At 31.0% G+C, this 20524-nt stretch carries 17 protein-coding genes; all 17 read right to left on the bottom strand.

All coding sequences use genetic code 11. The features are described 5' to 3' along the window. Positions 1–3: 3 nt before the first annotated feature. Positions 4–519: a cell division protein SepF gene (locus tag L988_RS13215; protein ID WP_052191671.1), complete on the bottom strand. Its 516-nt coding sequence runs from the start codon at positions 517–519 to the stop codon at positions 4–6. A gap of 15 nt (positions 520–534) precedes the next feature. Beyond that, positions 535–1206, bottom strand: coding sequence for a YggS family pyridoxal phosphate-dependent enzyme (locus L988_RS03725; RefSeq protein WP_047381713.1), 672 nt, complete (start codon positions 1204–1206; stop codon positions 535–537). Between the two features lie 16 nt (positions 1207–1222). Next, entirely contained in the window at positions 1223–2299 is a 1077-nt protein-coding gene (gene hemW, locus L988_RS03720; protein ID WP_047381711.1) for a radical SAM family heme chaperone HemW, read from the bottom strand. A gap of 17 nt (positions 2300–2316) precedes the next feature. Next, positions 2317–4008, bottom strand: a complete 1692-nt coding sequence (locus L988_RS03715) for a phospho-sugar mutase (RefSeq protein ID WP_047381710.1) — start codon at positions 4006–4008, stop codon at positions 2317–2319. Between the two features lie 21 nt (positions 4009–4029). Beyond that, positions 4030–5640 (bottom strand): chaperonin GroEL, encoded by a 1611-nt coding sequence (gene groL / locus L988_RS03710; RefSeq protein ID WP_047381708.1) that lies wholly within the window; start codon positions 5638–5640, stop codon positions 4030–4032. 15 nt (positions 5641–5655) lie between these two features. Continuing rightward, positions 5656–6534, bottom strand: coding sequence for a UTP--glucose-1-phosphate uridylyltransferase GalU (gene galU, locus L988_RS03705; RefSeq protein ID WP_047381707.1), 879 nt, complete (start codon positions 6532–6534; stop codon positions 5656–5658). Positions 6535–6553: 19 nt separating this feature from the next. Further along, positions 6554–8476 carry a methionine--tRNA ligase gene (metG, locus tag L988_RS03700; RefSeq protein WP_047381706.1) on the bottom strand — a complete coding sequence of 641 codons (1923 nt, stop codon included), beginning with the start codon at positions 8474–8476 and terminating at the stop codon, positions 6554–6556. A gap of 32 nt (positions 8477–8508) precedes the next feature. Next, complete coding sequence (locus tag L988_RS03695; protein ID WP_047381704.1) at positions 8509–9150, bottom strand: lysophospholipid acyltransferase family protein; 642 nt, start codon at positions 9148–9150, stop codon at positions 8509–8511. A 101-nt stretch (positions 9151–9251) separates the two neighbouring features. Next, positions 9252–9605 carry a YbaB/EbfC family nucleoid-associated protein gene (locus L988_RS03690; protein WP_047381702.1) on the bottom strand — a complete coding sequence of 118 codons (354 nt, stop codon included), beginning with the start codon at positions 9603–9605 and terminating at the stop codon, positions 9252–9254. Positions 9606–9680: 75 nt separating this feature from the next. Then, entirely contained in the window at positions 9681–11399 is a 1719-nt protein-coding gene (gene sppA, locus L988_RS03685; RefSeq protein ID WP_047381699.1) for a signal peptide peptidase SppA, read from the bottom strand. 1 nt (position 11400) lies between these two features. Next, positions 11401–13230, bottom strand: coding sequence for an oligoendopeptidase F (gene pepF, locus L988_RS03680; RefSeq protein ID WP_047381767.1), 1830 nt, complete (start codon positions 13228–13230; stop codon positions 11401–11403). A gap of 232 nt (positions 13231–13462) precedes the next feature. Continuing rightward, positions 13463–14695 carry a uracil-xanthine permease family protein gene (locus tag L988_RS03675; RefSeq protein WP_047381697.1) on the bottom strand — a complete coding sequence of 411 codons (1233 nt, stop codon included), beginning with the start codon at positions 14693–14695 and terminating at the stop codon, positions 13463–13465. 61 nt (positions 14696–14756) lie between these two features. Continuing rightward, positions 14757–15386 carry a thiamine diphosphokinase gene (locus L988_RS03670; protein WP_047381765.1) on the bottom strand — a complete coding sequence of 210 codons (630 nt, stop codon included), beginning with the start codon at positions 15384–15386 and terminating at the stop codon, positions 14757–14759. Continuing rightward, entirely contained in the window at positions 15379–16215 is an 837-nt protein-coding gene (locus tag L988_RS03665; RefSeq protein ID WP_047381696.1) for an endonuclease/exonuclease/phosphatase family protein, read from the bottom strand. The genes L988_RS03670 and L988_RS03665 overlap by 8 nt, the downstream gene beginning before the upstream one ends. A 38-nt stretch (positions 16216–16253) precedes the next feature. Continuing rightward, the gene (gmhA, locus tag L988_RS03660; RefSeq protein ID WP_047381694.1) at positions 16254–16829 is read right to left on the bottom strand and encodes a D-sedoheptulose 7-phosphate isomerase; all 576 of its coding nucleotides are present in this window, start codon (positions 16827–16829) and stop codon (positions 16254–16256) included. A 23-nt stretch (positions 16830–16852) separates the two neighbouring features. After that, positions 16853–17719: a LysR family transcriptional regulator gene (locus tag L988_RS03655; protein WP_047381692.1), complete on the bottom strand. Its 867-nt coding sequence runs from the start codon at positions 17717–17719 to the stop codon at positions 16853–16855. A 140-nt stretch (positions 17720–17859) separates the two neighbouring features. Beyond that, positions 17860–20520 (bottom strand): valine--tRNA ligase, encoded by a 2661-nt coding sequence (locus tag L988_RS03650; protein WP_047381690.1) that lies wholly within the window; start codon positions 20518–20520, stop codon positions 17860–17862. Positions 20521–20524: the final 4 nt, after the last annotated feature.

Raw genomic sequence — 20524 nt, 5'->3', positions numbered from 1 at the left:
TAATTATTCGTGGTCAATATCTAAAAAAGTATTTTGTTTCAAATCATTTTTCCCGTCGTATAGGAAGTTGATATTTTTAGGAACAGATGTAAATACATTTCTACTAATTGGAATCCATTTAGCTTCTTTTATATTTATAGCACCACTTAAGAAATCAAGAATTCTTTGGGCATCTTTTCCATTTACATTTTCTAGATTTAGTGTAACCACTTTATCATTTTTTATATAATCTGCAATTTTTCTACATTCTGCAAAACTTTTAGGGTTTACGAATATAGTTTGACAATCCTCTTGAACTGTATTGTTAATAGGTGTTTTAATCTCAGCTCTAGGAACCGTATTATTAGTGAAAGGAGGAAGAATATCCTCTTTAGAATTACTAGCAGCAGTAAATCTAGGAACAGGAATAGATTCATTTTCCTCTTCGTACTCTTCGTACCCTTCCTCTTCAGGATCGAAAGTAAGTCCAACACTATCAGTAAAATCTTTAAAAGCATTTTTAAATTTAGTAATTTTCATTGAAACCTCCACAAATTATTCAAATATTTTACTACCTACTCTTATTAGAGTAGCTCCTTCTTCAAGAGCGATTTTATAGTCATTACTCATTCCCATAGAAAGTTCAGATAAGCTATTATTGAAGTAAAGAGTGTTCATCTCCTCTTTTAATTCTCTTAACTTTCTGAAACCTGCTCTTATTAATTCCTCATTATCAGTATATGGAGCCATAGTCATAAATCCTTTAATATTTACATTTTCTAACTCTAATAAGTCTGGAATATCATTTAAAAAGTCAGTATATTGATATCCCTCTTTACTTTCCTCTTCAAATAAGTTTATTTCGATAAGAACATCAATTGTTCTATTGTGCTCTTTAGCTCTTTTATTTATCTCTTGAGCAAGGGATAATTTATTGACAGAATGAATCATGTCAATGAATGAAGCTATATATTTCACTTTATTTTTTTGAAGATTACCTATAAAGTGCCACTTATGTTCTATAGAAAAATCACAAAGTTCTTCATATTTTTTAGTTAATACTTGAACTTTATTTTCACCTAAAGTTCTACCACCATTAGAAAGAACCTCTTTTATAATTTCAGTATCAACATATTTTGTTACAGCAATTAAATTTACCTTTTCAGGATAAGGTGAATGTTTATTGATGTCTATTAAAATTTCATTTATATTTTCTGAAATTCCCACAATCTCCTCCTAATAACTAAATAAATTTGTCAAAGACATCGTTGGCCATAAGGACACCTTTTTGAGATAGTTTATAGTTAGAATTGTTTTTAACTAAAAATCCATCTTTAACTAGCTCATCACAAAGATCAATATATTTACCTCTAGGAGTTATTCCATCTGGAATAATTCTTAGTCCTAATATATATTCATAAATCTCTTTTTCGTCATCGTTGACAAATTCTTCTTCTAAGATTGGTTTTACATTATCTAATATTTTACCATAATATTCAGGAAACTTTAAGACATTTTTATATCTAACGTTTTCGAAATATCCAGAAGCACCAATACCAATACCTAGATACTCCTCATTTTTCCAGTACTTTGTATTATGTATAGCTCTTTTTCCTGGTAGAGAAAAATTTGAAATTTCATAGTGGATATAACCATTTTTTTGAGCACTATCTATGATTAACTCATACATAGAAGCTTCTAAATCATTTTCAGTTTCTTTATATACACCAGCTTCGAGCTTTGCAAAAAAATCTGTACCCTCTTCCCAAATCAAAGAGTATATAGAAAAGTGCTCAGGTTTTAAAGAGAAAAGATGATTTAAATCATCTTTTAAATCATCTATACTTTGGTTAGGAAGTGAAAACATCAAATCCAAACTGATGTTTTCAAATCCAGCTTTTCTAGCTAAAAAGAAAGCTTCCTCTCCTTGAGAAGAGGAGTGTAATCTACCAAGCATTTTAAGTTTTTCATCGTTAAAACTCTGAATACCAATACTAACTCTGTTTATTCCGGCATCTTTAAAAAGTTTAAACTTTTCAAAATCGACAGTTTTAGGATTTACTTCTAGGGTAACTTCAGCACCCTCTTTTATGTCTAAATTAGATAAAATTCTTTTAACTTGTTCAGGAGTTAAAAGAGATGGAGTTCCACCACCAAAATAAACAGTTTCAAGAGGGAATTTTGGATACATATTGATTTCTGAAATAATTGCATCTACATATTTCTCTCTTTCTTCAACAGTAGATTTAAAAGATAGAAAGTCACAGTAGTTACATTTATTTAAACAAAAAGGAATATGTATATACATTCCACTAAGCATAATTCCTCCAAGGCTTTTTAATCAACAAAAGCTTCAAAAGACTTCATAGCTTTTGCTAATTTTTCATCAGCATCTTTTTCTGTTGTTCCAACAACACAGAAATAATATTTTATTTTTGGTTCAGTTCCAGAAGGTCTAGCAGTGATGTATGTATTGTCCTCTAATACAAATTGGATAACATCGGATTTAGGTAATCCGTTATATCCAGTATTAAAATCTCTTTTTGAAATAACATTTTGACCAATTAAAGAGTCCGTTACATTCTCTCTTAAACTGCTCATTATTTTAGAAATTGCTTCAACACCATCTTTTCCTTTTTTAGTAACAGCTATAATCCCTTCTCTATAGTAACCAAATTTATCATATAATTTTTTTAACTCTTTAGGTATTGATGATCCAACGCTAGCGTAGTAAGCTGCCATTTCAGCAATTAATAAAGTTGCTACAACCGCATCTTTATCTCTAGCATGAGTTCCAACAAGATATCCGTATGATTCTTCGAATCCCATAAGGAATGTTGCATCATATTTCCCCTCTTCGAACTCTCTAATTTTTTCACCAATAAATTTAAATCCTGTTAAAGTTCTAAATATTTCAACACCTTTTTCTTTAGCAACTGCATCTAGCATAGGTGTAGAAACTACAGTAGAAATTACAGCGCCATTTTTAGGGATATCTTTCTTATTTTCTAAGATATAGTTCATAAGTAAAAGTCCAATTTGGTTTCCATTTGGATATAACCAAGTTCCACATTCATCTTTAACAGCAACTCCGATTCTATCAGCATCAGGATCGTTTGCCATACAAAGCTTAGCTCCAACTTTATCAGCTAATTCAGTACTTAACTTAAACACTGCAGGATCTTCAGGATTTGCATATGAACAAGTTGGGAAGTTTCCATCTGGTTGCTCTTGTTCAGCAACTATGTATATTGAGTTAAATCCAGTTTCAGAGAATACTCTTTTAACAGGTCTTCCTCCAGTTCCATGTAAAGGAGAGTAAACAATTTTAAAATCCTCTTTTCCTGGAATTTCGTGATGGATAATTTGTTTTTTAACAGCTTCTATAAATTTTGTATCCATATCTTCAGAGATATATTCTAAAAGACCAGCTTCAATAGCAGTATCTTTATCAATAAGTTTTATGTCCTCAAATGAATTTACATTGTTAACATTAGTAACAACACCAGTGGCTTGTGGATCAATAATTTGACAACCATCGTTCCAATAAACTTTATATCCGTTGTATTCTTGAGGATTATGAGATGCTGTAACAACAATACCAGCAATACATTTAAGTTCTCTTACTGCGAAAGAAAGCTCAGGTGTTGATCTTAAAGATTTGAATAGATAAGCTTTGATTCCATTTCCAGCTAAAACAAGAGCAGAGTTTAAAGCATATTCTTCAGATCCAATTCTACAGTCGTAAGCAATTGCTACTCCCATCTTTTTTCCTGTTTCACCAGAAGCTTCTAAGATATAATTAGCAAGACCTTGAGTAGCTTTTCTAATAGTATATTTATTGATTCTATTGATACCTACTCCTCTAACTCCTCTCATTCCTCCAGTTCCAAAAGAAAGATTTGTGTAGAATCTATCTTCAATCTCTTTTTCATTATCTTTAATACTCTCTAAATCTTTTCTATCCTCTAAATCAATATAATCTGAAGTTAACCAGTTGTTGTAATTTTCAAGTGTAAATTTATCCATTTTAAAATCCTCCCCTTTATATTATATGTCCCCCATATTAGAGTTTAAGTTTTCACTAATAGGTTCTTTTTTATTTGCAATAATAACCTCTGTTGTTAATATTAAAGCTGCAATAGATGTCGCGTTTTGCAGAGCTGAACGTGTAACTTTTGTAGGGTCAATAATTCCGTTCTCAATCATGTGAACATATTCTTCTGTAGCTGCATTAAGACCATAACCCTCGGCTAAGTTTTTAACCTTTTCTAAAACAACTCCACCGTCTAAACCAGCGTTGATAGCAATCTGTTTTAGGGGAGAAGTTAAAGATCTTTTTAAAATATTAGCACCAATCCCCTCTTCGCCATCTAAAATAAAATCTTCCATTTGGTTAGCAATTTCAGCAAGAGCTACTCCACCTCCAGGAACAACACCCTCTTCAATAGCAGCTCTAGTTGCATTTAAAGCATCCTCTATTCTAAGTTTTTTCTCTTTCATTTCAACTTCAGTTGCAGCTCCAACTTTAATAATAGCTACTCCACCAGAAAGTTTAGCTAATCTTTCTTGTAGTTTTTCTCTATCATACTCTGAATCTGTCAAAGAGAGTTGATTTTTGATATGTAATATTCGACTATCTAATTGCTCTTCATTACTGAATCCATCAATGATAACAGTAGAATCTTTAGTAACTTTTATTTTTTTTGCTCTTCCAAGTTGAGTAAGGTCAGTTTCCTCTATTTTCATTCCTTTATCTTCAGAAACAACCGTTCCACCAGTAAGAATAGCAATGTCTTCTAGCATAGCTTTTCTTCTATCTCCAAACGCAGGAGCTTTAACTCCAGTAACATTAAGAGTTCCTCTAATTTTATTTAAAACTAAAGTAGCTAGAGCTTCACCATCTAAATCGTCAGCTATAATAAGTAGAGGTTTAGATGTCTGAACTGTTTTTTCTAAAAGAGGTAATAACTCTTTCATAGTAGATATTTTTTTGTCTGTTATTAAAATAAATGGGTTTTCTAAGATAGCTTCCATTCTTTCAGAGTTAGTAACCATATAAGGAGAAAGATAACCTTTTTCAAACTCCATACCTTCAACAACATCTAAAGACGTTTCTAAAGAACGTGCTTCTTCAACACTGATTACCCCACTTTCACCAACTTTATCCATAGCTTTAGCGATAAGAGACCCGATCTCACTATCTCCTGCAGAGATGGATGCAACTTGAGATATTTCGCTGTTAGATTGAACTTTTTTTGATTTTTCTAAAAGTAATTCAATAGCTTTTTTAGTAGCTTTCTCAATTCCTTTTTTTACAAAAATAGGATTAGCTCCAGCAGAAACCATTTTAAGTCCTTCTTTTACGATGGCTTGAGCTAAGATTGTTGCTGTAGTAGTTCCGTCTCCAGCAACATCATTAGCTTTAGTAGCAACCTCTTTTATAAGTTGTGCTCCCATATTTTCGAAAGGATCTTCTAATTCAATTTCCTTCGCAATAGAAACACCATCATTTGTAATAAGAGGAGGTCCATATGCTTTTTCTAAAACAACATTTCTTCCTCTAGGTCCTAAAGTGATTTTAACAGCATCAGCTAAAATATTAACTCCATTTTCTAATTTTTTTCTTGCATCAGCATTAAATTTTAATAATTTAGCCATGATAAAAATCCTCCGTTAAAACTTGATTTCCTCTTTTAAATATTTTATAAGGTCATCTTTTGTTTCTTCATTTCTAAGTCCAAATTCAATGTTGGCTTTTAAAAGACCTATTTTGTTTCCAATATCGTATCTTTTTCCTTCAAAATTATATGCAACAACCTTTTTATTGTCATTTAACATTTGTAAAATAGCATCTGTTAATTGAATCTCTCCACCTTTTCCAGGAGTAGTAGTTTCTAGATATTTAAATATCTCACCATCTAAAAGATATCTTCCAAGACAAGCAAGGTTTGATGGAGCTTCTTCTAGTGATGGTTTTTCAATAAAGTCAACCATTTCTACAGTATTTTCATCTAAAGTTGCAGATGGTTTAACGATTCCATATTTAGAAACATCATTGTTTTCAACTTCTTGAACTCCAATTACGCTACTTCCATATTTTTCGTAGACATCAATTAGTTGCTTAGCTACAGGTGCGTCAGGATTATAAACGATATCATCTCCAAGAGCGATAACAAATGGGTCATCTCCAATAAATGATTTAGCTTTTAAAATAGCATGTCCAAGACCTAAAGGATGGTTTTGTCTAACATAATAGATATTTGCCATACTTGAGATATCATCAATTTTTTTTAGAAGATCAAATTTTCCATCTCTTTCTAAAGTATTTTCTAATTCAAAAGAGAAATCAAAGTGATCTTCGATAGAGTTTTTGTTTCTTCCAGTAACAATTACAATGTCGGTAATTCCAGACTCTACAAGTTCCTCGACAATGTATTGAAGAGATGGCTTGTCAACTATAACAAGCATCTCTTTTGGTTGGGCTTTTGTTGCAGGTAAAACTCTAGTCCCTAATCCCGCTGCAGGTATAACAGCTTTTGTAACTTTTTTCATAGATAAATCCCCCTAAAAATTATTTTATTTTAGCTCCAACTTTAACAGTTGAGTCTACTTCAACAAGTTTTAATCTTTTCTTTTCAGTAGAGCTTAAAAGCATTCCTTGAGAAAGAACCCCTCTTAAATTAACCGGTGGAAGGTTTAAAATAGCTAAAACTTTCTTTCCAACAAGTTCAGAAGGTGTTGGATAGTATTTTGCAATTCCAGAAACAATTTGTCTAACTTCGTTAGCAGTTTTTACTTTGAATTTAAGAAGCTTATCAGCGCCTTCGATGTTACTAGCTTCTAATATTTCAACTACTTGGATATCTACTTTATCGAAATCAGCAATTTCGATTGGGTTTTCAATTTTTAAGTCTTCATTTATAGCAAGAGGATCTTTTTTAGCCTCTTTCTTTTCAACTTCAAGTCTAGGGAATATAGGTTCAGCAGTACCTAAAACATGACCTTCAGAGAATAAATTCCATCCGTTTACAGAATCTAAATTAGCATCTAAGATGTTAGTGTTAACACCAAGCTGATTCCAAATCTTTTGTGATGCAGTTGGCATATATGGAGCTGTTAAAATAGCAACTTTGTATAATGATTGAACTAAGAAGTTCATAACAGTTGCAAGTCTCTCTTTTTTAGCTTCATCTTTTATAAGAAGCCAAGGAGCAGTTTCATCAACATATTTATTCATTCTAGAGATAAATTTCCAGATAGCTTCTAAAGCTCTAGAGAATTCAACTCTATTTATATGATAATCTACAGCTGAAATTGTTTCATCCCAAAGAGTTTTAACAGTTTCATCAATCTCTTCAAGAACCTCTCCTTTTGTAATAACTCCATTGAAGTATTTACCGTACATTCCAAGAGTTCTATTTAAAAGATTTCCAAGGTCGTTAGCAAGGTCAGAGTTAATTCTTGTAACGATAGATGGAGTTGAATAATCTCCGTCATTTCCGAAATTAACTTCTCTCATTAAACAGTATCTAAAAGCGTCAACACCATATTTTGCAATTTCATCTAATGGAGCTACTACGTTTCCTTTAGATTTTGACATTTTTTCACCTTCAGAAGTCCACCATCCGTGAGCAACTATTTTATCTGGAAGTTTTACTCCAGCAGAAAGTAACATACAAGGCCAAATAATAGCATGGAATCTTAAGATATCTTTTCCTAAAAGGTGAACAACTTCTCCATTATTCCAGAATTTATCGAATAATTCAGCACTATTTTCATATCCAACAGCAGTTAGATAGTTTGTAAGAGCATCAAACCAAACATAAGTTATATGTCCAGGTGCAAACTCTATAGGGATTCCCCATTCAAATGTATTTCTAGAGATAGAAAGATCTTGTAATCCTTGCTTTATGAAAGATACAACTTCATTTTTTCTAGAGTGAGGAAGAATAAAATCAGGGTGTTTTTCAATATGATCAAGTAAAGCATCTTGATATTTTGACATTTTAAAGAAGTATGACTCCTCTTTAACTGTTCTTAACTCTTTTCCACAGTCAGGGCAGTGATTACCATTTACAATTTGATTTTCAGGAACGAAAGTTTCACAAGAAACACAGTATTTACCTTCGTATTCACCCTTATATATATCTCCTTTATCATGAACTGTTTTTAATATTTTTTTAACAGCATCTTTGTGTCTAGGCTCAGTTGTTCTGATAAAATCAGTATAGTTTATATCTAATGCTTTCCACATATCTATAAATCTAGGAGCCATAGAATCTGTCCAAGCTTGAGGAGTTAAGTCTCTCATTTTAGCTGCTTCCTCAACTTTTTGTCCGTGTTCATCAGTTCCTGTAAGGAAGAAAACATCGAATCCTTTAGATTTTTTATATCTAGCTAAAACATCAGCTGCGATAGTCGTATAGGCACTTCCAACATGTGGATCTCCATTAACGTAGTATATAGGTGTAGTTACATAAAAATTTTTACTCATCTATTAATCTCCTTTCAAATCATTATTTTCTTTTAGTTTTTTGTATTCAATTTTTGTTCAGCTATTTTATCCATTTCGAATAATGTAGTTTTAACTAATTCTAGATAGTCATCTAGATTAGCATCACTTGGAATAAAAATAGGTTCACCAATTACACAAACCATTTTAGAAAATGGTTTTGGCATTTGGAATTTATCCCAAGCTTTTTCAAAAATCCATTTATTGTTAAAAGCAACTCCAACAGGTACGAGAGCTTTTCCAGATTTTTGAGCAAGGTAAAGCATTCCAGGCTTAACTTCGTAGATAGGTCCTTTTGGTCCATCTAAAGGAGTTCCAGCACTATATCCAGCTTTAACAAGTTTGATAAGTTTTAAAACAGATTTTATCGAGTCTTTACCAGAAGACCCTCTAACCATAGTGAAGCCCATTTTTTCTAAAGGAACAGAGATTAGCTCTCCATCTTTAGAAGGACTTGCTAAAACGGCTTTTTTTTCTGAGAAGTTTAGGAGACCTAAAGATGCACCAACAAGTTTATTGTGCCAGAATCCACAAACATACCCTTCACCATCTATAAGTTTAGGACTTTTAATAACCTCTATTTTCATTGTTTTAGAAATAATTTTTAGTAGGTAGTAAAGCATTAAACCATATTTTTTATATTTGTTATTTTCCATTAAAAAACCACCTATAATCAAAGTATTTTCAAATAATTATAACATAAATTTAGAGTAAAAAAAAGCACCAATACTTATTGTATCGGTGCTTTAAATTGAGATTAGAATAATCCAGGGATGTTGATTCCACCAGTAACAGCAGACATCTCTTTTTCAGCTAACTCATCAGCTTGTCTCATAGCTTCAGTAACAGCAGAAAGAACTAAATCTTCTAACATCTCTTTATCTTCAACAGCATCTTTTATAGTCTCTTCAGATATTTTAATAGAAACGATATCTTTTTGTCCGTTAGCTCTAACTACAACAGCTCCACCACCAACAGAAGCCTCAACTTCTTTCTCTTTTAATGAATCTTGAACAGCAAGCATTTGTTGTTGCATAGCTTGAGCTTGTCTTAAAATATCAGATTGAGAGTTTCCTCCAGTAGTTTTTTGTCCTTTTATTTTTCTAACCAATTTAATCCCTCCTAGAACATATTATGTAATTGTTATGATTATATCATAATTTAGAGTAGATTTTCAACCAAAGATTTAAAAGCTTAAATATAAAATCGGTTTGAAAAAGATCTCTTCATTTTCTACAAAGCTTTTAAGATTCTTTGTATTGGTAAGGTTTTTTAAAGATAGAATTTTTTGTATAGGAAGTAGCGAAGCTTCGAAGATAGATCTTAAATCCTCTTCATATGCGATCTCTATAACACTGAAATTATCAGCTATTTCTAAATCTGTTGCTAGAGTTGTAACTGTAGTATTAAGACTTCCTAAAGAGTCTATAAGACCATTATCTAAAGCTTCTTTTCCTAACCAAATTTTTCCTTGAGCAATTTTTTCAACATCTTCAATAGTCATACCTCTTCCAGAGGCCACTCTATTCAAAAATTCGTGATAAACTTTGAAGTTAGCTGAATAGATTTTTTCCTTTCTTTCATCAGTCATAGGTGAAGTTAAAGAGTATAAATCAGCAAATTTTCCTAAGTTTATTTCGTTCATATTTATTCCAACTTTATCACTTAAAGTTTTAAAGTTTGGAATTAAGCTAACCACACCAATAGAACCTGTAATACTATTTTTATCTGCAAAAATCTTTTTTGCTGCAGTAGAGATATAATATCCACCAGATGCTGCGACACTTCCGATAGATATATAAACTGGTTTTTCAATATTTTTGATAGAGTTATAGATAATATCAGAAGCTAAAGCAGACCCACCTGGTGAATTAACTCTTATAACAATTCCTTTGATAGAGTTATCTTCAGAGGCTTTTTCTAAAGCTGAAATAAATCTATCTGGAGTTATAGTACTGGCTGTCGGATTTCTAGAAGCGGTATAGTTAATTTCACCATCAGCATATATAATGGCAATTTTGTTATCTGCTGAAACAGATTTTAAAGTAGTAGCATAGCTTTCTATATCCATTATATTATCAATATTTTTTTCTTTTTTAAAGTTCTCCCAATATTTAAGAGAGGTTATTAAATTATATTTAGATAGAGCTTCAGATGATTCACCCATCAACTCGCCATTTAAAATAGCATCATCAATAGAACCTTTTTCGATAGAAAGATTTTTAGATATATCTTCTACGAAATAAGAATAACCTTTATTTAAAACTCTTTTTAAATCAGAACGATTTTCTTCCGACATCTCATTTCTCGTATAATTTTCACCATAGGTTTTGAAATCACCAACATGAATGACATTGACATCAATACCTAATTTTTCAGTTAAATTTTTAAAATAAGGAATATCCTTACTATAACCACTTATATTAACTGAAGTTGATGCAGAAGGTGGCATCAAAGTTTCGGTAGAATAACTACTTAAAAGTAAAGAGTTATTGTCCATTAAAGCACCATATGAGTATATAGGTTTATTAGAGACTTTAAATTCATTTAAAACCTCTCCTAATTCATTAATTTGACTTTTACTTAAAGTATTATTATCGAAAAATAATAAGATACCTTCAACATTTGAATCATCTTTCGAAAGCGATATAGACTTTAAAAGTTGATAAAAGTTAATGCCTTTAGAATTGAAACTCAACGGATTTTGAATAAGAGTTTCAGTGTAAGTTTTTGAAAGATCAACTTTTAAATATGATTTTTTAGTTATTGTAGTCTTTTTGTTATTTGAAAAATAATTGAAAGCAATAACTCCTAGAAGTATAAGAAAAGCAAACTTTATAATCATAGATGAAATCTCTCTGACAATAAATTTAATAAAGTTAAAAAGCCACTTAAAAACAAACATATTATATAGCACCTTTCTCTTTTTCTAATTCAGCTTCCAATAAATCAAGTAATCTGTTGAACTCTGTAGATACAGCAGTGAAGGCTTCTTTTTTACTTAAATCTACTCCTGCTTTTTTTAATTGGTTCATCGGATGGTCATTTCCACCTGACTTTAAAAGAGTTAGATACTGCTCTTTAGCAGAATATCTTTCTTGTTCAGAGTATTTTTCATTTGTTATTCTATCGTATAGATTTGCAGAAGCAGCAAAGCTAGTTGCGTATTGGTAAACATAGTATGGTGAATTAAAGAAGTGAGGAATTCTAGACCAAATAATCTTTTGTAATTCATCCATAGTAAGTTCGTTTCCAAAATAATCTTTAAAAAGATTTTCCATGATTTTATTTAAAACTTCAGGAGTAATAGCTCCTCCTTTTTCAACAATTTCATGAGCGGCATATTCATAATCAGCAAATAAGGTTTGAATATAATAAGTCCCAACAATTCCGCCAATAGCTTGTTCAATAAGAGCTATTTTTTCTTTTGAATCAGTTGTATTTTTTAGCATATTATCTAAAAGTAATCTTTCGTTAAATGTTGAAGCAACTTCTGCAACAAAGATAGTATAACTACTTGTTGGATAAGGTTGATTTTCAGTAGATAACATAGAATGCATAGTGTGTCCTAATTCATGAGCTAAAGTAAAAACAGCGTCCATAGTGCCATTATAGTTTAGCAACATATAAGGATGAACATCATAAATATTTAAAGAATAAGCTCCGCTTCTCTTATTTGGTGTTTCATAAACGTCTAACCATCCTTCACTAAGAGCATTACTTAACCCTTTATAATAATCTATTCCTAAAGGTTTAACAGATTCTAACACAGTAGTTTTGGCCTCTTCATATGAAAACTCTTTATTGTAGTCTACAATATTAATTGAGTTATCATAGTAATAGTAGTTTTTAAGATCTAAAGCTTTTTTTCTTAATGCGATGTATCTTTTAAGTGGAGCAGTATTCTCTCTAGTAGATTGAATTAAAGTTTTATAGACATCTAAAGGTATATTTTTAGGGTTTAAAGCTTTTTCTAAACTAGAGTTATAATTTCTAGATTGAGCAGCAGCAAAATCTCTTTGAAGGATACTTTTATAGATTGCAGCATATGTATTTTTATTTACATTAAATGAATTATAAAGAGCTTCAAAAGCTTTTCTTCTATCATTTTGATTTCTATTTGTCGAAACTATTTTAGAATAAACTCCATTAGTAACAGTTGTTTTAGTTCCATCGTTTAGTTCAATTTCATTCCATTTGATATCAGAGGTTGAAAGTTCACTGTAAATATCAGAAGGAACACCTAGATATTGACCAAAATATGAAAGTAATTTTTCTTTATCAGCAGAAAGAACATGCTCTTGTAATCTATAAATTTCCATCAAAGGGAATCTATTGTTTTCAAGTACAGTATTTCCTTCAATCCATGTTAACATAGTTTCCTTTGGAATTGTTAAAATTTCAGGTGTAATCCAAGATGAAGAGATAGAGTAGTTAGCATATATGCTTTCAATCTCTTGTAGTTTTACAGAAGCGTTTTCATTAGTTGAATCTAAATCTCTTTGAAGATATGGATATAGATAAACTTTATCTAGTAATCTAGAAACTTTTTCTTCGAGTTCTATAAACTCTACAAAAGTTGAAGAGTTTTGTGAAATCTTTCCCTGATATTTAGGAACTTCACTCATAAGTTCTTTAAGTTTTATTAAGTCTTTATCCCACTCATTCCAGTTAGAGTAGATATCATTTAAATTCCATTTGTATTCTTGAGAAATATTATCTCTATTTTTTTCCATAGAAAAATCCTCCTTAGTATTTTTTACTGTAGTTTGTTGTAAAGTGCTTTGAGAGTGTGACGATTTTTTTTCATAAAAATATTTTCCAATAAAAGCTGTATTAGCAATAAGAATAAGAACTATAAATTTTTTCATCGAATCCCCCTATCTTCCTTTAATATATTTTATATATTACAACAAAAAATAAAAAATAGAAAGAAAAGGTTTCCCGATTCTCTCTATTTTTTAGAAATTAATTATCTATTTGATCTTTTGGTAGGATTTTATTCAATGTCACTCCTATAAGAGCAGCGATTGCTAATCCAGAAAGTGAGACAGTTTTCCAAATAATGATATTATCAATAGCTATTCCAAGAACAAAGATAAGAGAAGCGATTAAAAGATTTCTAGAGTGAGAGAAATCAATTTCGGCATCAATAACTGTTCTAACACCAACTGAAGCAATCATTCCGAAAAGAATAACTGAAACTCCACCCATAACAGGAGTAGGAATAGTTTGTAAGATAACTCCAAATTTTCCAATAAAGCTAAGAGCTATAGCATAACAAGCGGCGATTCTCAAAATTGTAGGATCGTATACTTTTGTAACCGCAAGAACTCCAGTATTTTCTCCATAAGTAGTGTTAGCAGGACCACCTAAAAGTCCAGCAGCAACAGTTGCAACTCCATCACCTAAAAGTGTTCTTGAAATTCCAGGGTTTTTAAAGAAATCTTTTCCAACAACAGCACCATTAGTTGTGATGTCACCAATATGCTCAATAAAAACAACAAGAGCGATAGGAGCAATAGCTAAAACTGCAGTTGTAGAAAACTTAGGTAGAGTAAGTAAATCTTTTAAAGCTTCAGATGAGAATCCAATCCAGTTAGCAGCAGCGATAGGAGTAAAATCAACTAATCCTAAGAAGATAGAAACAACATAACCTAAAATAACTGATATTAAGATTGGTACTAATCTAAAGAATGATTTTTCTAAAATTGAAATGGTAATCATAGATATGATAACTATCATAGCTACGGCTAAGCTTTTTAAATCAAAATGTCCATTTGAGTATCCAGCCATTGATAGAGCTACAGGACTTAGTCTAAGTCCAATAACCATAATAATTGGACCAACTACAACAGGTGGGAAAAATGATTTGATTTTTTCAACACCAAAAACCTTTATCATCCAAGACATAAAGATGTATACAAAACCAGCAGAGATAACCCCACCTTTAATTGCGGCAATTCCCTCTTCTTTTAAAACAAGAGCTAGAGCTCCAATAAAAGCAAAAGATGAACCTAAGAAAACAGGAACAATTCCTTTAGTACAAAGGTGAAAAAGTAAAGTTCCTATTCCAGCAGATAAAAGTGCAACTGAAGGATTTAAACCAGTTAAAAATGGAACTAAAACTGTGGCTCCAAACATAGCTAGTACGTGCTGAATCCCAAGTAAAAGCTTACTTTTTGTTGATAAATTAGTCATTGTAAAACGCCTCCCGAATTTTTTTTGCTATTAAATAGCCTACATTATTTTAAAATGAAAGTCAATCTAAACTTAAACTTCCTAAAAGTTTTCCTTCGGAATAAGAGATAAAAGCTTTGTTTTGAGTAATAATGTTACTTAAACATGTTGAGTCACCTCTGTTTAGTGTATGTTTATCTAAAGAGTACTTAAATCCTTTTAAAGTTAAAGCTGTAACTTTATCTGAGAAAGGAATGAATGATATAGTTTTTCCGATTTTATTTTCAATTTCAAAACTTTGTGGTACAAAAAATAATTCTTCTATTTCACTAACAAATTTAAGTTTTGGATATTTAAAAATAAGATTTATATTTGTTAAAGTATGATCTATTCTTCCTCCAAATCCACCGATAACAATAATTTCATTATATTTTAAAGATGAAACGTATGAGATAAGAAGTTCTCCATCGGTGAAATCTTTATCCTTATTAAAAATATTTAAAATAATATCTTGAGTTTTTAAATATTCAAAGTCTTCACTTTCAAGAGAATCAAAATCTCCCCAAACTTCTTTAGGGCTCAATCCAAGTTGAATTGCTTTTTTACTTCCTCCATCAGCACAATAGAGATGTTTTTCATCTATATTTAAAGATTTATAAAAATCAGGTGAGTTTGAAAACTCACCATTTAAAAAGATAAATGCTTTAGTCATCATCAATATCTGTATCTACTATTATAAAAATAGGTAGATGATCAGAGACCTCCTTTCTAGTTTTAATATAATCATCTCTAGTAATATCTAGAGCACCACTTTTTCCTTTAAATTCAGTGGTGAATTTTTTAGAAAGAAAGATATTGTCATAAGAGTTTGCAAAACCTTTAGTTCCAATTGTTGTTTTAATTGAGGGATCTAAAGAGTAGATGATATTATCTTTATGATTTAAAAGATTTTCAAAGGCTGAATCATTAGCAGCTAAATTGAAGTCACCACCTATCAAAATATCGTTTTCTACAGGATCCAAATTTTGAAAATAGTTGTAAACCTCTATGATTTTATTGGCTTCAAATTGTCTTTGTGAAACTTTCTTACCATAGATAGAGTGTATTAAGACATATGTAAAATCAAAATTATTAATTTTAAAAGTTGCACCATATGGTTCACGTATAAAATCATCATTTGTATCTGGATAAAACCCTTCACTTTTTATAAATTGAACTTTATTTTTTTTATATAAAAAAGCGTAGTACTCTTTGTACTCTGCAGTTCCAACAGGATATGGAGAGATTTCATACCCCCATTTTGAATTACTTATTTTTTCAACCTCAGATATTAATTTATAAAGTCCTTTTTTATTCATAACTTCAACCAATCCAATGATATCGAATGGTTCAATAGATTTGGCAAGATGTGTGTAGTCTTTTTCTCCTTTTCCAAGTCTTAGAGTATTAAAAGAAGCAATATAAGCTTCTGTTTTTGAGTTTGAGTCGCTTGAAAAAGTTAAAATGGATATAATAAAAAATAAAAAAATTTTCTTTAACATAAAATCACCTCAAAAAAAATACCCTAAAAAGGGTATTTTTAATAATTTTCTGGGAACATTATTTTTTCTACACCTTCAATAATAATATGTAATATCATCATGTGTATTTCTTGGATTCTATCAGAAGTTTCTCCAGGAATGATGAACTCATAATCACACATTCCTTTAAGTTTTCCTCCATCTTTTCCAAGAAGTACAGTAGTTTTTAGTCCCATTTTTTTAGCTGCTTCAACAGCTTTTATAACATTAGCAGAGTTCCCACTTGTAGAGATACCAATAAACATATCTCCCTCTTTACCGTAAGCTTCAACACCTCTAGAGAAGATGTAATCAAATCCATAATCATTTCCAACACAAGTTATATGTGATGAATCTGATAATGATATTGCAGGTAAAGCTCTTCTATCTTTTCTAAATCTTCCTGTAAACTCTTCTGCAAAGTGTAGAGCATCACAGTTACTTCCTCCGTTTCCACAGATTAGTACTTTGTTTCCATTTTCAAAGATAGATGCAAGATCTTTCGCAACTTTTTCAGTTTCTTTTTTTTCAGCTTCCTCTTTTATAAATTTTTCTAAAAGATCAGCAGTTATTTTGTACGAATCTAATAAGTTCATATTAGCCTCCTAAATTACATAGATTAAAGTTTAAAATTTTTAACGAAATTGATAAATTTAATGATGTGTGCTAAATTTTTCTTATCTTTTGTTATAACTATTTGATAAGAATCAGTAACTTCATCGATAGTTCTAATAACTTTAAATTCATCGCTTTGTATCTCTTTATAAACAGCATAATAAGGCAGAATAACGTTTCCAATCCCTTCTTTTACCATCCCTTTAATAACTCCTAAATTTCCTAGTACAGGAATTTTAGTGTTGAAACAAACATGGTTTTTATCCTCTAGATAGCTGATAGCTTTTTCATTATTATAAATATTTTTTCTAGATATTAAAGGTTCTTTAGATATAGCTTCTAATTTTTGTGTATTCTTTGTTCCTACAAGAATATAAGGAACAGAACCAACAGTTAAAACTTCTAAATTAGGATCTGTTATATGTTCTTCATCAATTAAAAGAATATCCAGTTCTCCCTCTTTTAAAAGCTTTAAAAGCCAAGCTTTAGTAGATATTGTAATATCGTATTCTATCTCGTCATGTAAAGATATAAAATCTTTCATTAAAAGAGGAAGTAAAGGTTCACCAATAACAGATGTAGCACCGATTGAAATCTTAGCTTTATCTAAGTTAATGATTCTTTCCATCTCTTTTTCAGCTCTTTTAACTTTTTCAAAAATTTCCTCTGCCATTTTGAAAAGAGCTTCCCCAGTATAAGTTAATTTTATCTTCTTTGAACTTCTATCAAAAAGTTTAGAATTTAAAATTTCCTCAAATTTTTTAACTTGAATTGAAACCGCTGATTGATTTATGTATAATTTATTAGCTGCTTTAGTAAAACTTTTTTCTTTGGCTACTTCATAAAATATTCTAAGATAATGTAAATCCAATTGTATCACTCCCAACTATTATTCTTATGTATAGTTACTATTCTATTTTAGCATAATTTTAACACAATGAATACAATTTATTTTAAAAAAGTAGTAGGAAGTTTATTTCCTACTACTCAATAAAGGTTAAAAGTACTTTATTATTGGAAGTTTTTTAAGTTTTCCATTAGTTTATCATACTTATCTTGGAATTCTTGTTGAATTCTTCTCTCTCTATCTAAGATATGAGCCGGAGCTTTAGATGTAAATCTTTCGTCAGAAAGTTTAGCATTAGCTTTATCTAAATCTTTTTTTACTTTCTCAAGTTGCTCATTTATTTTTTTAATTTCAGACTCTACGTCTAAAAGACCAGTTAAGATCATAAATACTTCAGAGTTTCCATTAACTCTAAATCCACTTTGCTCAGGAGTCGCTAAATCAGATCCAACCGTTAATTCTTCAATTTTAGCAAGTTTAGTTATGAATAACTCATTTGCTTTTAAAGTTTCTAATTCAACAGGATTTGATGTTCTAATAACAACTTTAGCTTCTTTAGCAGGTGATATTCCTCTTTCAGCTCTTATATTTCTTAATGAAGAGATTAAACCTTGAATATATTCAAAAGCTTTTTCTTTTTCGTCACTAACTAAAGAGTCGTCACAAACAGGGTAGCTAGAAAGCATAATAGTCTCTCCATCTACTTTTATTTTTTGCCAAATCTCTTCAGTTATATAAGGCATGAATGGGTGAAGAAGTTTTAATCCAGCGTCTAAAACTGTCCATAAAACATATTGAGCAGTTTGTCTAGATTGAATTCCAGATTCTTCTTTGTTGTATAGTCTAACTTTAGCTAACTCAACATACCAGTCACAGAAGTCTCCTCTTAAGAATTCGTATAATGATTTAGCAGCTTCATCTAATTGGAATTTTTCTAATTTATCTGCAACATCTTTAGAAGTTTTATTTAATTTAGAGAAAATCCATTCGTCAACTAATTCAAGTTGAACATTAGATTTATCAAATGATTTCATATCGAAATCTTCAAGGTTCATTAGAACGAATCTTGAAACGTTCCAAATTTTATTAGCGAAGTTTCTTCCCATCTCAATTAATTTTTCAGAGAAGTGAACATCTTGTCCCTGAGAAGTATTATATAACATAGTAAATCTTATGGCATCAGCACCATACTCTTCAATTAAGTTTAATGGATCAGGAGAGTTACCTAATGATTTAGACATCTTTCTTCCAATCTCATCTCTTACAATACCGTGTAAGTAAACATTTTCAAATGGAATATCATCCATAGTATACATACCAAACATAACCATTCTAGCAACCCAGAAGAACAGAATATCTGCTCCAGTAACTAGAGTAGATGTAGGGTAGAATTTAGCTAATTCAGTTGTTTTATCAGGCCAACCTAAAGTTGAGAATGGCCATAGAGCAGATGAGAACCAAGTATCAAGAACATCAGTTTCTTGAGTTAATTCAACATCATGTCCGTAGTGAGCTTTAGCTTGAGCAAAAGCCTCCTCTTCAGTTTTAGCTACGAAGATATGCATATCAGGACCATACCAAGCAGGAATTCTATGCCCCCACCAGATTTGTCTAGAGATACACCAGTCTCTTATATTTTCTAACCAGTTGTAGTAAACTTTTTCCCATCTCTTAGGCATAAGTTTAACTTTTCCGTTTCTAACAACTTCTAAAGCCTTTTCAGCTAAAGGTTTCATTTTAACGAACCATTGCTTAGATACTCTAGGCTCTACAACAGTGTTACATCTATAGCATCCACCAACATTGTGTGAGTGAGATTCAACTTTAACTAAGAATCCACCTTCTTCTAAATCAGCTACCATTTTCTTTCTAGCATCGAATCTATCCATTCCAGCGTAAGCAGGATAATCGTTAGAAACTTTACCTTCAGGAGTCATCATATTGATGATTGGTAAGTTGAATTTTTGTCCTAAAGTGAAATCATTAGGGTCATGTGCAGGAGTTATTTTTAAAGCACCCGTACCGAATTCCATATCAACATACTCATCAGCGATTACAGGAATCTCTCTTCCAACTAATGGTAAAATTACATTTTTACCAACAAGGTGTGAATATCTTTCATCGTTAGGATTTACAGCAATAGCAACGTCAGCAAGCATAGTTTCAGGTCTTGTAGTTGCAATTATTAAAAATTCGTCAGAATCTTTAACAGGATATTTTATATTCCATAAAGAACCAGCTTTTTCTTCATGCTCTACTTCATCATCGGCAAGAGCTGTTCCACATCTTGGACACCAGTTAACCATATATTCACCTTGATAGATTAATCCATCGTTGAATAATTTGATAAAGATATCTTTTACAGATTCAGAAAGTCCTTCATCCATAGTAAATCTTTCTCTATCCCAGTCTAATGAAGCTCCAATTCTTCTTAATTGGTTAGTAATAGCTCCACCATATTGTTCTTTCCATTCCCAAACTTGTTTTATGAATTCGTCTCTTCCTAAATCTTCTTTAGTTAATCCGTTTTCAGCTAATTTTCTTTCAACTCTGTTTTGAGTCGCGATACCAGCATGATCTGTTCCAGGCATCCATAGAGTGTTGTATCCACTCATTCTTTTATATCTAACAAGTACATCTTGGATACTGTTATTAAGAATATGTCCCATATGTAATATTCCAGTTACATTTGGAGGTGGGATAACGATAGAGTAGTTTGCTTTATTATCATCTAAAGTAGCAGCAAAAAACTTTGACTCCTCCCAATATTTATACCATTTTCCCTCAATTTCATTAGGGGAATAAGTAGTAGCTAATTCATTCATTTAA

The sequence above is a fragment of the Cetobacterium sp. ZWU0022 genome (genome assembly GCF_000800875.1).
In the GTDB taxonomy this organism is placed as follows: domain Bacteria; phylum Fusobacteriota; class Fusobacteriia; order Fusobacteriales; family Fusobacteriaceae; genus Cetobacterium_A.
The sequence above is the reverse complement of the archived record's forward strand: the minus strand, read 5'-3'. Positions and strand labels throughout refer to the sequence as shown.